The organism is Streptomyces sp. NPDC052101 (assembly GCF_040680235.1).
Taxonomy (GTDB): Bacteria; Actinomycetota; Actinomycetes; order Streptomycetales; family Streptomycetaceae; genus Streptomyces.
This window is the reverse complement of record NZ_JBFAWH010000011.1, coordinates 57092-71072: the sequence shown is the minus strand read 5'-3', so window position 1 is coordinate 71072 and position 13981 is coordinate 57092. Positions and strand designations below refer to the sequence as shown.

Below are 13981 nucleotides of genomic sequence, written 5' to 3'. Positions count from 1 at the left end.
GCGCCCGGTGTGAAGGCGTCTGCGCTCAGGGCCGCTCTCCGCGCTTGACCTGCGGCTTCGGCAGCCGGAGCCGGCGCATCTGCAGGGACCGCATCAGGGCGTAGGCGACCGCTCCGCGCGTGTTCTGGTCCGGGAAGCGCTCCTTCAGCCGCTTCTTCAGCCGGAACCCGCTGAACGCCGCGTCCGCCACGATCAGCACGATCACCACCAGCCACATCAGCAGCGCGATCGACTGGATCGCCGGCACCCGCACCACGCTGAGCACGAGGATCACCACGGCGAGCGGCAGGAAGAACTCCGCCACGTTGAACCGCGAGTCCACCCAGTCGCGGGCGAACTTGCGGACCGGGCCCTTGTCCCGGGCGGGCAGATAGCGCTCGTCACCGGTGGCCAGCGCCTGGCGCTGCCGCTGCAGGGCCTGACGCCGCTCCTCGCGCTGGCGCTTCGCGGCCTCCTTGCGATTGGTCGGCGTGTTGGCCACGCTGCGCCGCTGGGACTGGGCCTCACTGCGCTTGGGCGTGGGCCTGCCCTTCGGGGCCTGCGGGTCACGGGGCTGCTTGGAGTCGGCTACCGGCGTCTTGTCGGCGGGTGCCTTCTCGTCCTTGGCACGGCTACGGAACACAAAACCCAAGGGTAAGGGCTTCACCGGCATGGACCCCAGCCGGGCGGGGAACGATCCGGCAACACCGGACGTCTGTAGAGGGACAGAGGGGACGTTGCAGGCGCTTCATCCGGCGGTCGCCGGCGGTCATCGACGGGCCTCGGAAGGGCCCAGCCCGAGGGCCACCTACTCCTCACGCCGGAGCGATACCGTCCGCAGTCGTCCTTGGGGATGAGCGTATCCGTCCCCGAACAGTGCGGTAATGGAGTCAGGGCCCGTACTGTGGGTCCTGTCGCAGGATCTGTGAGCTGGAGTCCGTCAGAAGGGGGCGCGCGAAGCCCATGAGCGGTGTCATGAAGCGTATGGGGATGATCTTCCGCGCGAAGGCGAACAAGGCCCTTGACCGGGCCGAGGACCCGCGCGAGACCCTCGATTACTCGTACCAGAAGCAGCTGGAGCTGCTGCAGAAGGTGCGCCGCGGTGTCGCCGACGTGGCGACCAGCCGCAAGCGCCTGGAACTCCAGCTCAACCAGTTGCAGCAGCAGTCCACCAAGCTGGAGGACCAGGGCCGCAAGGCGCTCGCGCTCGGCCGCGAGGACCTGGCCCGCGAGGCGCTGTCCCGGCGCGCCGCCCTCCAGCAGCAGGTCACCGACCTGGAGACGCAGCACACCACCCTGCAGGGCGAGGAGGAGAAGCTCACCCTGGCGGCTCAGCGCCTGCAGGCCAAGGTGGACGCGTTCCGTACGAAGAAGGAGACCATCAAGGCCACCTACACCGCCGCCCAGGCCCAGACCCGCATCGGCGAGGCCTTCTCCGGCATCTCCGAGGAGATGGGCGACGTCGGCCTCGCCATCCAGCGCGCCGAGGACAAGACCGCCCAGCTGCAGGCCCGGGCCGGCGCCATCGACGAGCTGCTCGCCTCCGGTGCCCTCGACGACCCGAGCGGCATGGCCAAGGACGACATCGCCGCCGAGCTGGACCGCATCTCCGGTGGTACGGATGTAGAGCTGGAACTGCAGCGCATGAAGGCCGAGCTGGCCGGAGGCTCCCCGCAGCAGGCCATCGAGGGCGGCACCGGCCAGGGGCAGAACCAGCACCAGCCGCAGGACACCCCGCGCTTCGACAAGCAGTAGTCCGGCACCGGGGGCCGAGCCGAGGAGGCCGACGTGATCGTACGGATCATGGGTGAGGGCCAGGTGCGCCTGGACGACTCCCACGTCGTCGAGTTGAACAAGCTGGACGACGAGCTGCTGGCGGAGATGGAGACCGGCGACGAGGCGGCCTTCCGCCGCACGTTCGCCGCGCTCCTGGACGCCGTCCGCCGTCTCGGCACCCCGCTCCCGGACGACGCGCTGGAACCCTCGGAACTGATCCTTCCCTCCCCGGACGCCTCGCTGGCGGAGGTCCAGGAGATGCTCAGGGACGACGGGCTGATTCCGGGGTAGCCCCGTCGGGGGTGCTCGCCGCCACGGGGTCCGCGTCCATGCGAGCGGGACCCCCGGCCGGCGGCAGCACAGGGCACTGCGCAGCCCCCGTACTGTGGTCACCCGTGAGCACTCTCGACCGCGCCCGCTGCAGCCTCAAGGCCCACCCCTGGGCCCTGGACGCGGCCATCGCCGCCGCCGTGCTCGTGTGCATGATCGCGGGATCCTTCGTGACGCCCCGCAGCGACAACGGCGTCACCTGGGGCGTCCGCAGTCCCGACCCCCTCAGCATGCTCCTCATGGTGCTCTCCGCGGCCGCCCTCGCCTTCCGCCGCCGCGCCCCGAGGACGGTCCTCGCCGTCACCGGAACCCTCTCCGTGATCGAGTCCGTCACCGGCGACCCCCGCGCCCCGGTCGCGATGGCCGCCGTCATCGCCCTGTACACCGTCGCCTCGACCACCGACCGCACCACCACCTGGCGCCTCGGCCTGCTCACCACGACCGTGCTGACGGCCGCCGCCATGCTCGGCGGCCCGCTGCCCTGGTACGCGCAGGAGAACCTGGGCGTGCTCGCCTGGACCGGCATCGGCGCCACCGCCGGGGACGCCGTACGCAGTCGGCGCGCGGTCGTGCAGGCCATCCGGGAGCGGGCGGAGAGAGCCGAACGCACCCGTGAGGAGGAGGCCCGCCGCCGGGTCGCCGAGGAGAGGCTGCGGATCGCCCGGGATCTGCACGATGTCGTCGCCCACCACATCGCCCTGGTGAACGTGCAGGCCGGGGTGGCGGCGCACGTCATGGACAAGCGGCCCGACCAGGCCAAGGAGGCCCTGGCCCATGTCCGCGAGGCCAGCCGCTCCGCCCTCGACGAACTGCGGGCCACCGTCGGCCTGCTCCGTCAGTCCGGTGACCCCGAGGCCCCGACCGAGCCCGCCCCCGGCCTGAGCCGCCTTCAGGAGCTGGCCGACACGTTCCGCAACGCGGGCCTGCCGGTGGCGGTGGCCCGCGCCGACCAGGGCACCGAACTGCCCGCCGCCGTCGGCCTGGCCGCGTACCGGATCATCCAGGAAGCCCTGACGAACGCCCAGAAGCACGCGGGGCCGGCGGCGAAGGCCGAGGTCAGCGTCGTACGCGTCGGGCCGAACATCGAGGTCACCGTGTTGGACGACGGCGCGGGCGCGGCCGGGGTGCCCGGGGCCGGCGGCGGGCACGGACTGCTCGGCATGCGCGAGCGGGTCACCGCCCTCGGCGGCACCCTCACCACCGGACCCCGCTACGGCGGCGGCTTCCGCGTCCATGCGATCCTGCCCCTCAAGACCCGAAGCGAGACCCGTACGACGGCCCCGGGGGAGCCCGCATGACGATCCGTGTCCTGCTCGCCGACGACCAGGCACTGCTGCGCAGCGCATTCCGGGTGCTGGTCGACTCCGAGCCCGACATGGAGGTGGTGGGGGAGGCCTCCGACGGGGCCGATGCGGTGCGGCTGGCGAAGGAGCACGGCCCCGACGTGGTCCTCATGGACATCCGGATGCCGGGCACGGACGGTCTCGCCGCGACCCGGCTGATCAGCGAGGATCCCTCCCTCACCGAGGTCCACGTGGTCATCCTGACCACCTTCGAGGTCGACGACTACGTCGTCCAGGCCCTGCGTGCGGGCGCCTGCGGCTTCCTCGGCAAGGGCAGCGAGCCGGAGGAGCTGCTGAACGCCATCCGGGTCGCGGCCGGTGGTGAGGCCCTGCTGTCGCCGACGGCGACCAAGGGGCTGATCGCCCGGTTCCTCGCCCAGGGCGACGACGACGGCCGCGACCCGGCCCGCTCCGAGCGGCTCGGCGCGCTCACCGGCCGGGAGCGCGAGGTACTCGTCCAGGTCGCGGGCGGCCACTCCAACGACGAGATCGCCGAGCGTCTAGAGGTCAGCCCGCTGACGGTGAAGACGCACGTCAACCGGGCCATGGCCAAGCTGGGCGCGCGCGACCGGGCACAGCTCGTGGTGATCGCGTACGAGTCGGGTCTGGTACGTCCGAGGACGGACTGATCCCGCCCCGGGCGACTACGACAACCCCACACCGAGGCTCGGCCCGCGTCCGGCGGGCCGAGCCTCGGTGTAGGTGCCGCTGAAGCCCTACGGCAGTGCGAGCATCCGCTCCAGGGCCAGCTTGGCGAAGGCCTCGGTCTCCTTGTCGACCTCGATGCGGTTGACCAGGTTGCCCTCGGCGAGGGATTCCAGCGTCCAGACCAGGTGGGGGAGGTCGATGCGGTTCATCGTCGAGCAGAAGCAGACCGTCTTGTCGAGGAAGACGATCTCCTTGCCCTCGGGCGCGAAACGGTTCGCCAGCCGGCGGACCAGGTTCAGCTCCGTGCCGATGGCCCACTTGGAGCCGGCCGGGGCGGCCTCCAGGGCCTTGATGATGTACTCGGTCGAACCGACGTAGTCGGCGGCGGCGACCACCTCGTGCTTGCACTCGGGGTGGACCAGCACGTTCACGCCGGGGATGCGGGCGCGCACGTCGTTCACCGAGTCCAGGTCGAAGCGGCCGTGCACCGAGCAGTGACCCCGCCACAGGATCATCTTCGCGGCCCGCAGCTCGTCCGCCGTCAGACCGCCGTTCGGCTTGTGCGGGTTGTAGACGACGCAGTCGTCCAGGGACATGCCCATGTCCCGGACGGCGGTGTTGCGGCCGAGGTGCTGGTCGGGCAGGAACAGCACCTTCTCACCCTGCTCGAAGGCCCAGTCCAGCGCCCGCTTGGCGTTGGACGAGGTGCAGATCGTGCCGCCGTGCTTGCCGGTGAACGCCTTGATGTCGGCGGAGGAGTTCATGTACGAGACCGGAACGACCTGCTCGGCGATGCCCGCCTCGGTCAGGACGTCCCAGCACTCCGCGACCTGCTCGGCCGTCGCCATGTCGGCCATGGAGCAGCCGGCGGCCAGGTCGGGCAGGACGACCTTCTGGTCCTCGGAGGTGAGGATGTCCGCCGACTCGGCCATGAAGTGCACACCGCAGAAGACGATGTACTCGGCCTCCGGGCGGGCGGCCGCGTCCCGGGCCAGCTTGAACGAGTCGCCCGTGACGTCCGCGAACTGGATGACCTCGTCGCGCTGGTAGTGGTGGCCGAGCACGAAGACCTTGTCCCCGAGCTTCTCCTTGGCCGCGCGGGCGCGCTCGACCAGGTCCGGGTCGGACGGCGAGGGCAGGTCGCCGGGGCACTCGACGCCCCGCTCGCTCTTCGGGTCGGCGTCACGGCCGAGCAACAGCAGGGCGAGCGGAGTCGGCTGCACGTCGAGATCCGGGGTCTGGGCGGTGGTCACGTCACGCACCCTTTCTACTTTTCGTCTAACTGACGCTATCTATCATAACTGGTTCATGTCACTTTGACGATGGCCATAACGTCGATGTGACATGAATCCCGCCCGGCTCCCTCCACAGGCCGCTGCCGCCGCCGTGGGGCATGTGCGAGCATGAAGAAGGAAGCAAGAACGCGACAACGCGACTGCCCGGCCCGGAATGAATCCGCGGAAGTGCCGGTTGCACTCGTCGGCAAGCAGTCTCCGTACAACCCGGGAGAGATGTAGATGTCCGTATCGGACGAGACCACCACCGTCACCGACGGCATCATCCTGACCGACGCCGCCGCGGCCAAGGTCAAGGCCCTGCTCGACCAGGAAGGCCGCGACGACCTCGCGCTGCGTGTCGCCGTCCAGCCCGGCGGCTGCTCCGGCCTGCGCTACCAGCTCTTCTTCGACGAGCGCTCGCTCGACGGCGACGTGGTGAAGGACTTCGGCGGGGTCAAGGTCGTCACGGACCGCATGAGCGCTCCGTACCTGGGCGGCGCCACCGTCGACTTCGTGGACACGATCGAGAAGCAGGGCTTCACGATCGACAACCCGAACGCGACCGGCTCCTGCGCCTGCGGCGACTCCTTCAGCTGAGCCGACGGACCGGCACCGGCCGACGGCCCGAGAAAGGCGGCGGCCCCCCAGCACGGGGGGCCGCCGCCTTCGTCGTAGTACCGGGGCACTAGCGGGTCCGCGCCGACGCGTCCGGCCTCAGCGAGCCCGGCTTCGCCTGCGGGATCGGCTTGCCGTCGCTGCCGACCACCGTCCGCCCGCCCAGCGGCGCGTCCAGCTTCACGGTCTTCACGTACTCCTTGGCGATCAGTACGCACACCTTGTCCGGCCAGGGCCGCTCGGTGACGGTCACGGTCACCCGGTCGCCGCTCTCCCGCGCGGACGCCTGGTAGTCGGCGCACACCCCGCCGAAGAAGCTCACGTTCAGCTCCCGGTCGTCGGCCGTGTAGCCGGTGACCTTCACCGTGTGCGGCTTCGGCGCCGTACTCGGCCCGTTGCTCGGCCCGCCGGAGGGAGCCGTCGTCGACGCCAGGTACCGGGGGTCGATCGCCGGATACGTCACCGTGGACGCGCCCTGGTCCGCCGGCTCCCGCACGTCGAACAGCCAGGACGGCACCAGCGTCTGCCGCCCGGCGACGGAGTGTGCGGCCAGCCCGAACACCGCCTTGTCCACGGTGACCCGGTCGGCCCCCTGTTTCGGCACCCCCGTGGAGCCCCCGCAGGGCTGCTCCAGCCGGTCCTTCAGCGGCATCGGGCTCGCACAGCCGCCGATCCCCATCCGGTGGTCGCCCTTCGGCGCCGCGTTCATCAGCTTCAGCGTGCTCGCGGCGCTCAGCACGGGATACGTGTCGCTCTTCACCGGAGCCCCGAGCAGCCCGTGCCCGCCGACCAGCTCGCCCTGCCGGTCCACGGTCAGGCCGGTCGTCCAGCCGTACGTCGGCAGCCCGCCGACCACCGGATCGGCGTTGACCACCCGCTGGGCGCCCATGACCTGGCTCGCGTCGACCTTCGCGTCGTCCAGCCCGGCCGCCTTCAGCACGGGTGCCGCGGCCGCGGTCGCCCTGGACACGCTCACCGGGCTGCCCGTCGGGCCCATCGGGTCGTGCGTGCAGAGGACACCCTTCTTGCAGTTGTCGGTGCCCGGCGCATACCGGCTGAAGCTCCAGCTGCCCGGCGCGTCCCGGTTCACCTGGAGACTCGGGCCGGTGCCGTCCTTGCCGCCGACCCGCCAGATCGCGCCCCCGGCCACCGGCGTGCCGTCGACGCCGAGCGCCTTCGCCAGCCGGGCCACCGCGTCCTCGCCGACCTCGCCCTTCGGCACGTACACCGGCGCGGAGCCGGGCCCGGCCGGCAGCTCGCCGCCGGCCACATAGGTCGCGCCGTACGGGTCCGGCTCGCCCGGAGCGATACCGCCCCCGCCGCTGAAGCCGTCCAGGGCGAGCGGTGGGGGAGTGGCCCCGCCGCGCGCACCGGGGCCGCCCGTACGGCCGCCCGCGTCGCTGTTCGCCGCGAGGTAGGCGCCACCGCCGCCGACCAGCAGCACGGCCGCGGCGACGGAGAGGACGGCGAGCCGCGACCGGCGCCGCGCACCCGGCCGGTCCTCCGCGTCCTCGCCGCCGTACGCGCCCTCGGCGGCGGTGGCGTCGGTCGCGTCCGCCGCCGGGGCGGCCGTCGGCTCGGGAGTCCCGGAGTCCTCGAAGCCCTCGTGGCTCCCTGCGCTCTCAGTACTTCCGGCGCTCCCGCTGCTCTCGGCGTGCTCGGAGCCCTCGGCGTGCTCGCGGTTCTCGGGTCCCTCGGTGTTCACCGCATCGCTCCTCGCTGGTCGTATCCCGCATCCCCTGCATGGGGGACGGCGATGGGACGCGGGAGGGGAGCGTGCGGTTCCCGGCGAGACGCGCCCGGCGGGTCAGTCGCCGTAGTCCGACATCGCGTCCAGCAGCCGCGCGGACCTGTCCGGCACGGTCACCCCGTGGATCAGGGACGGCGGCACCGGCCGGGACTCGGCGTGCTCGGGAACCTTCCAGTGCGGAGCCATCCGGGCGCAGTCACCGCGCAGCGCGGCGAGTCCACCCTCAAGGTCGGCCGGAGCGGTCGAGCGGAATCTGAGATTCGTCATGACACGCACCGTAGGCCTGCTCCAGCCCGCGAAGAAAGATCTACTATCGGGTAGTTTCGCCACCTACAGCGCCGGCGGCCGGACCGGGTAGCGTGAACTGTCAATCCAGCCTCCCGCAGGAGATTCCCCGTCGTGCGCATCGCAGTCACCGGCTCCATCGCCACCGACCACCTCATGACCTTCCCCGGCCGTTTCGCCGACCAACTCGTCGCGGACCAGCTGCACACGGTTTCGCTCTCCTTCCTGGTCGACAACCTCGACGTGCGCCGGGGCGGCGTCGCCGCCAACATCGCCTTCGGCATGGGTCAGCTCGGCACGCAGCCGATCCTGGTCGGCGCCGCCGGCTTCGACTTCGACGAGTACCGCGCCTGGCTCGACCGGCACGGCGTGGACACCGAGTCGGTCCGCATCTCCGAGACGCTGCACACCGCCCGCTTCGTGTGCACGACCGACGCCGACCACAACCAGATCGGCTCCTTCTACACCGGCGCGATGAGCGAGGCCCGCCTCATCGAGCTGAAGACCGTCGCCGACCGCGTGGGCGGCCTCGACCTCGCCCTCATCGGCGCCGACGACCCCGAGGCCATGCTCCGCCACACGGAGGAGTGCCGCTCCCGCGGGATCCCCTTCGCCGCCGACTTCTCCCAGCAGATCGCCCGGATGGACGGCGACGAGATCCGCGTCCTGCTGGACGGCGCGACCTACCTGTTCTCCAACGAGTACGAGAAGGGTCTCATCGAGACCAAGACCGGCTGGACCGACGCCGAGATCCTGGCCAAGGTCGGCCACCGCGTCACCACGCTCGGCTCGCGCGGCGTACGGATCGAGCGGGTCGGCGAGGACCCCATCGAGGTCGGCTGCCCCGAGGAGGAGCGCAAGGCCGAGCCCACGGGTGTCGGCGACGCCTTCCGCGCCGGGTTCCTGTCGGGACTGGTGTGGGGTGTCTCGCTGGAGCGCGCCGCCCAGGTGGGCTGCATGCTGGCGACGCTGGTCATCGAGACGGTGGGGACGCAGGAGTACCAGCTGCGGCGGGCCCACTTCATGGAGCGGTTCACCAAGGCGTACGGCGATGAGGCCGCTGCCGAGGTCCAGGCGCACCTGAGCCGGGACTGACGGTCCCCCGCGCCTCTTCGGGCGTTCAGCTCACCCGGCGTACCAGGTACGCGGTCCCCTTTTCCGCCGGCTCCTCCCCGACGTACTCCTGACCCCGCATCTCGCACCACGCCGGGATGTCCAGACGGGCCGCCTCGTCGTCGGAGAGGACCCGGACCGTGCCGCCCACCGGCACCTGTCCGAACACCTTGGCCAGTTCGATGACCGGGATCGGGCAGCGCTTGCCGAGGGAGTCGACGACGAGTTCCTCGGCCCGTACGGCCGTCTCGGGCGCCGGCGCGCCGAGCTTCTCCCGGACGCCGGCCACGGCGCCCGGGAGCACGGCCAGGAACCGCTCCACGTCCTCCCCGGCGGTCCCCGCCGGCAGGGACACCCGTACGTTGCCCTCGCTCAGCACGCCCATCGCCTTCAGGACATGGCTGGGCGTCAGCGTGCCGCTCGTGCAGGAGGAGCCGGAGGAGACCGAGAAGCCCTCCCGGTCCAGTTCGTGCAGCAGCGCCTCACCGTCGACGTAGAGGCAGGAGAACGTGACGATTCCGGGCAGCCGCCTCCCAGGGTCGCCGACGACCTCCACATCCGGCACCAGCTCCGGCACCCGGGTCCGGATCCGCTCCGTCAGCTCCCGCAGCCGTACCGCCTCCTGGGCCGCCTCGGCCCGCACCGCGCGCAGCGAGGCGGCCGCTGCCACGATCGCCGGGATGTTCTCGAATCCGGGCGCCCGCCCCGACTCCCGCTCGTCGAGGGGCCCTTGGGCGGCGAACCGCACCCCCTTGCGGACGACGAGCAGCCCGACCCCGGACGGCCCGCCCCATTTGTGCGCGCTGGCTGTCAGCAGCGACCAGTCGCCCTCGACGGGCCCCCAGCCGAGCGACTGCGCCGCGTCCACCAGCAGCGGCACCCCGGCGGCCCGGCACACCTCGGCCACCTCGCCCACCGGCTGCACGGTGCCCACCTCGTGGTTGGCCGACTGGAGGCACGCCAGCGCGGTGTCCTCCCGGAGGGCAGCCGCGTAGGCCGACGGGTCCACGACTCCGGCACGGTCCACGGCCACCTGGGTCACCGTCCCTCCGTCCGCCTCGAACACCTCCGCCGAATGGAGGACGGAGGAGTGTTCGACGGATGACACGATCAGGTGGAGGCCCACCCGCCGCCGCCCGGCCAACGCCCCCGCGACACCGGTATGGACGGCCTGCGTTCCCGAAGAGGTGAACACCAGCTCATCGGCCCGACACCCGACGGCTTCGGCGGTCGCCTCGCGTGCGGCGTCCAGGAGCATGCGAGCCCTGCGGCCTTCCCGGTACAGCCGCGCAGGATCCGCCCACCCCTCGTCCAGAGAGGCCAACAACGCCTGACGGGCAACGGGATGGAGAGGAACGGCGGTGGCAGCGTCGAAGTAGGCCATACGGCAACGTTAAGACCCCCGTGGAAGCAGCCGACTCAGGGGCGCGGGGCTGTGTCGATTGCGGCTCCGCCGCGGGGCGCGATCAGCCCCGATGGACCCGCAGCCGCCAATTCAGCGAACTACCCACTTCAGTAGGCCCCCCTCCCCGCGAACCCTCGGAGAGCGTCGGCTAGGGTTTGGTCCGCATAAACATCCAAACCCCTGCCCGACGCAGGGCGGCGACCGACCAGCGAGAAGGCCGCAGCCGACCGCGCGGGCGAGACTCTCGGGAAGGCGCTACGTGAGTCCCAACGGCTCCGACCGCTCGCCGCGGCGCCCGATGCGGCGGAAGCTGCTGCAGGCACTGACTGCGGGCCTGGTCCTGGCGACCGCTACCGGTTGCACATACAAGGACTTCCCCCGCCTTGGCATGCCCACCCCGACCACGGAAGAGGCTCCGCGGATCCTCTCCCTGTGGCAGGGCTCCTGGGCTGCCGCGCTGGCCACCGGCGTGCTGGTGTGGGGCCTGATCCTGTGGAGTGCTTTCTTCCACCGGCGCAGCCGCACCAAGGTCGAGGTACCTCCGCAGACCCGGTACAACATGCCGATCGAGGCCCTGTACACGGTGGTCCCGATCATCATCATCTCGGTGCTCTTCTACTTCACGGCCCGGGACGAGTCGAAGCTCCTTGACACCTCCAAGAAGCCCGACGTCACCATCAATGTGGTCGGCTACCAGTGGAGCTGGGGCTTCAACTACGTGGAGAACGTCCCCGGTGTCGCCGGCGACGCGAAGACCGACAAGAACCTGGACGCCATTCCGGACCGGTTCAAGAAGGACTTCCCGGCAGCCGCCGGCGGTGTCTACGACGCCGGTACGCCCGCCACGCGGAACCTGGAGACGGGCAACCCCGGTCCGACGCTCTGGCTCCCCAAGGGCAAGACGGTCCGCTTCGTCCTCACCTCCCGTGACGTCATCCACTCCTTCTGGGTGGTGCCGTTCCTGATGAAGATGGACGTCATCCCGGGCCACACCAACGCGTTCCAGGTGACCCCCAACCATGAGGGCACCTTCCTCGGCAAGTGCGCCGAGCTCTGCGGCGTCGACCACTCGCGCATGCTCTTCAACGTGAAGGTCGTCTCCCCGGCGGCGTACCAGAAGCACCTCCAGGACCTCGCCAAGAAGGGGCAGACCGGTTACATTCCCGCCGGCATCGCGCAGACGAGCCACGAGAAGAACCGGGAGACGAACAACCTGTGAGCATCCTCAACGAACCCCAGGGTGCCGCGGCAGCTGAGGACTCGTACGAGAACGAGCTGCCGGTCAGGCGCAAGCAGCCCGGCAATGTCGTGGTGAAGTGGCTGACGACCACCGACCACAAGACGATCGGGACGATGTACCTGGTTACGTCGTTCGCGTTCTTCCTGATCGGCGGCGTGATGGCGCTGCTCATGCGCGCCGAGCTGGCCCGTCCGGGCCTGCAGATCATGTCGAACGAGCAGTTCAACCAGGCGTTCACGATGCACGGCACGATCATGCTGCTGATGTTCGCGACGCCGCTGTTCGCCGGTTTCGCCAACTGGATCATGCCGCTGCAGATCGGCGCGCCCGACGTGGCGTTCCCGCGGCTGAACATGTTCGCCTACTGGCTCTACCTGTTCGGCTCGACCATCGCGGTCGGCGGCTTCCTCACGCCTGAGGGCGCGGCGGACTTCGGCTGGTTCGCCTACTCGCCGCTGTCGGACGCGGTCCGCTCGCCGGGCATCGGCGCCGACATGTGGATCATGGGTCTGGCCTTCTCCGGCTTCGGCACCATCCTCGGCTCGGTCAACTTCATCACCACGATCATCTGCATGCGTGCCCCGGGCATGACCATGTTCCGCATGCCGATCTTCGTGTGGAACGTGCTGCTGACCGGTGTCCTGGTCCTGCTGGCCTTCCCGGTCCTCGCGGCCGCGCTGTTCGCCCTGGAGGCGGACCGTAAATTCGGCGCCCATGTCTTCGACGCCGCAAACGGCGGCGCCTTGCTCTGGCAACACCTCTTCTGGTTCTTCGGCCATCCAGAGGTGTACATCATCGCGCTGCCGTTCTTCGGCATCATCTCCGAGGTCATCCCGGTCTTCTCCCGCAAGCCGATGTTCGGCTACATGGGTCTGATCGCCGCGACCATCTCGATCGCCGGTCTGTCGGTGACGGTGTGGGCCCACCACATGTACGTCACCGGTGGTGTGCTGCTGCCGTTCTTCTCCTTCATGACCTTCCTGATCGCCGTACCGACCGGTGTGAAGTTCTTCAACTGGATCGGCACGATGTGGAAGGGCTCGTTGTCCTTCGAGACACCGATGCTCTGGGCGACCGGCTTCCTGATCACCTTCACGTTCGGTGGTCTGACCGGTGTCATCCTGGCCTCGCCGCCGATGGACTTCCACGTCTCCGACTCGTACTTCGTGGTGGCCCACTTCCACTACGTGGTCTTCGGTACGGTCGTCTTCGCGATGTTCTCCGGCTTCCACTTCTGGTGGCCGAAGATGACGGGCAAGATGCTCGACGAGCGCCTCGGCAAGATCACCTTCTGGACGCTGTTCATCGGCTTCCACGGCACCTTCCTGGTCCAGCACTGGCTGGGTGCCGAGGGCATGCCGCGTCGTTACGCCGACTATCTGGCGGCCGACGGCTTCACCGCCCTGAACACGGTCTCGACGATCAGCTCGTTCCTGCTCGGCCTGTCGATCCTGCCGTTCCTTTACAACGTGTGGAAGACGGCCAAGTACGGCAAGCCCGTCGGCGTGGACGACCCGTGGGGCTACGGCCGCTCCCTGGAGTGGGCGACCTCCTGCCCGCCGCCGCGCCACAACTTCGTCACCCTGCCGCGGATCCGCAGCGAATCCCCGGCGTTCGACCTGCACCACCCTGAGATCGCCGCGCTCGAACAGCTCGAGCACGCCGGTCACGGCACCGCCATCGCGGGCAGCAAGGAGGCCGGCAAGTGAAGATCCAGGGTCGGATGTTCATCTGGCTGAGCGTCTTCATCCTGATCATGGCCATCGTGTATGGCGTGTGGTCGAAGGAGCCGGCCGGTACCACCGCGCTCTTCCTGGCCTTCGGCCTGAGCATCATGATCGGCTTCTACCTGGGCTTCACCGCCCGGCGGGTCGACGCGGGCGCCCAGGACGACAAGGAAGCCGATGTCGCGGACGACGCAGGCGAGCTGGGCTTCTTCAGCCCGCACAGCTGGCAGCCGCTCATGCTGGGCTTCGGCGGCGCGATCGCCTTCCTCAGCATCGCGGTCGGCTGGTGGCTGATCTACTTCTCGGCCCCGTTCATCGTGGTCGGCCTGTTCGGTTGGGTGTTCGAGTACTACCACGGTGAGAACCGCACCCAGTAACACACCTGAACACACACCGGAAGCCCGGACACTCCATCAGGAGGGTCCGGGCTTCCGGCCGTTCGGGTGTCCCGCCTGACCCGTCACCCATCCGCTGTCCGCCCTCTGCCGTAGTG

The 13981-nt window shown here is 70.1% G+C and carries 14 protein-coding genes; 9 read left to right on the top strand and 5 right to left on the bottom strand.

Translation table 11 applies throughout. The features are described 5' to 3' along the window. Positions 1-25: 25 nt before the first annotated feature. The gene (locus AB0L75_RS20620) at positions 26-652 is read right to left on the bottom strand and encodes a DUF3043 domain-containing protein (protein ID WP_365182706.1); all 627 of its coding nucleotides are present in this window, start codon (positions 650-652) and stop codon (positions 26-28) included. Between the two features lie 290 nt (positions 653-942). Here AB0L75_RS20620 and AB0L75_RS20615 point away from each other — a divergent pair, with 290 nt between their 5' ends. From AB0L75_RS20615 to AB0L75_RS20600, 4 genes are all read left to right on the top strand, one after another. Beyond that, positions 943-1734: a PspA/IM30 family protein gene (locus tag AB0L75_RS20615; protein WP_365182704.1), complete on the top strand. Its 792-nt coding sequence runs from the start codon at positions 943-945 to the stop codon at positions 1732-1734. A gap of 33 nt (positions 1735-1767) precedes the next feature. After that, positions 1768-2046, top strand: coding sequence for a hypothetical protein (locus AB0L75_RS20610; RefSeq protein WP_365182702.1), 279 nt, complete (start codon positions 1768-1770; stop codon positions 2044-2046). Positions 2047-2150: 104 nt separating this feature from the next. Then, complete coding sequence (locus tag AB0L75_RS20605; RefSeq protein WP_365182700.1) at positions 2151-3383, top strand: histidine kinase; 1233 nt, start codon at positions 2151-2153, stop codon at positions 3381-3383. After that, entirely contained in the window at positions 3380-4057 is a 678-nt protein-coding gene (locus AB0L75_RS20600) for a response regulator transcription factor (RefSeq protein WP_365182698.1), read from the top strand. The genes AB0L75_RS20605 and AB0L75_RS20600 overlap by 4 nt, the downstream gene beginning before the upstream one ends. Before the next feature lie 87 nt (positions 4058-4144). On the opposite strand, the gene nadA is transcribed toward AB0L75_RS20600, so the two are convergent. After that, positions 4145-5329 (bottom strand): quinolinate synthase NadA, encoded by a 1185-nt coding sequence (nadA, locus tag AB0L75_RS20595; RefSeq protein ID WP_365182696.1) that lies wholly within the window; start codon positions 5327-5329, stop codon positions 4145-4147. Positions 5330-5593: 264 nt separating this feature from the next. Between nadA and AB0L75_RS20590 the strand changes: the two genes are divergently transcribed. Further along, positions 5594-5950: an iron-sulfur cluster assembly accessory protein gene (locus AB0L75_RS20590; protein ID WP_030340884.1), complete on the top strand. Its 357-nt coding sequence runs from the start codon at positions 5594-5596 to the stop codon at positions 5948-5950. An 88-nt stretch (positions 5951-6038) separates the two neighbouring features. Here AB0L75_RS20590 and AB0L75_RS20585 read toward each other — a convergent pair whose 3' ends face one another. Then, positions 6039-7673 carry a hypothetical protein gene (locus tag AB0L75_RS20585; RefSeq protein WP_365182694.1) on the bottom strand — a complete coding sequence of 545 codons (1635 nt, stop codon included), beginning with the start codon at positions 7671-7673 and terminating at the stop codon, positions 6039-6041. Positions 7674-7775: 102 nt separating this feature from the next. Next, positions 7776-7985, bottom strand: coding sequence for a hypothetical protein (locus AB0L75_RS20580; protein WP_365182692.1), 210 nt, complete (start codon positions 7983-7985; stop codon positions 7776-7778). 132 nt (positions 7986-8117) lie between these two features. Here AB0L75_RS20580 and AB0L75_RS20575 point away from each other — a divergent pair, with 132 nt between their 5' ends. Further along, positions 8118-9098: a carbohydrate kinase family protein gene (locus AB0L75_RS20575; RefSeq protein WP_365182690.1), complete on the top strand. Its 981-nt coding sequence runs from the start codon at positions 8118-8120 to the stop codon at positions 9096-9098. A 25-nt stretch (positions 9099-9123) separates the two neighbouring features. Here the strand turns inward: AB0L75_RS20575 and AB0L75_RS20570 are convergent, their stop codons facing one another. After that, complete coding sequence (locus tag AB0L75_RS20570) at positions 9124-10500, bottom strand: aminotransferase class V-fold PLP-dependent enzyme (protein WP_365182688.1); 1377 nt, start codon at positions 10498-10500, stop codon at positions 9124-9126. A gap of 280 nt (positions 10501-10780) precedes the next feature. Here AB0L75_RS20570 and coxB point away from each other — a divergent pair, with 280 nt between their 5' ends. Genes coxB through AB0L75_RS20555 form a run of 3 tightly spaced genes read left to right on the top strand, consistent with a single transcriptional unit; the run spans position 10781 to position 13865 of the window. Next, complete coding sequence (coxB, locus tag AB0L75_RS20565; RefSeq protein ID WP_365182686.1) at positions 10781-11740, top strand: cytochrome c oxidase subunit II; 960 nt, start codon at positions 10781-10783, stop codon at positions 11738-11740. Continuing rightward, the gene (gene ctaD / locus AB0L75_RS20560; protein WP_365182684.1) at positions 11737-13470 is read left to right on the top strand and encodes a cytochrome c oxidase subunit I; all 1734 of its coding nucleotides are present in this window, start codon (positions 11737-11739) and stop codon (positions 13468-13470) included. The genes coxB and ctaD overlap by 4 nt, the downstream gene beginning before the upstream one ends. Next, the gene (locus tag AB0L75_RS20555) at positions 13467-13865 is read left to right on the top strand and encodes a cytochrome c oxidase subunit 4 (protein ID WP_365182682.1); all 399 of its coding nucleotides are present in this window, start codon (positions 13467-13469) and stop codon (positions 13863-13865) included. The genes ctaD and AB0L75_RS20555 overlap by 4 nt, the downstream gene beginning before the upstream one ends. Positions 13866-13981: the final 116 nt, after the last annotated feature.

Bases quoted from the DNA above. Each gene is read 5' to 3' on its own strand.
- AB0L75_RS20580 (WP_365182692.1), bottom strand. From the start codon at position 7,985: ATGACGAATCTCAGATTCCGCTCGACCGCTCCGGCCGACCTTGAGGGT.
- AB0L75_RS20615 (WP_365182704.1), top strand. From the start codon at position 943: ATGAGCGGTGTCATGAAGCGTATGGGGATGATCTTCCGCGCGAAGGCG.
- AB0L75_RS20620 (WP_365182706.1), bottom strand. From the start codon at position 652: ATGCCGGTGAAGCCCTTACCCTTGGGTTTTGTGTTCCGTAGCCGTGCC.
- AB0L75_RS20600 (WP_365182698.1), top strand. From the start codon at position 3,380: ATGACGATCCGTGTCCTGCTCGCCGACGACCAGGCACTGCTGCGCAGC.
- AB0L75_RS20570 (WP_365182688.1), bottom strand. From the start codon at position 10,500: ATGGCCTACTTCGACGCTGCCACCGCCGTTCCTCTCCATCCCGTTGCC.
- AB0L75_RS20590 (WP_030340884.1), top strand. From the start codon at position 5,594: ATGTCCGTATCGGACGAGACCACCACCGTCACCGACGGCATCATCCTG.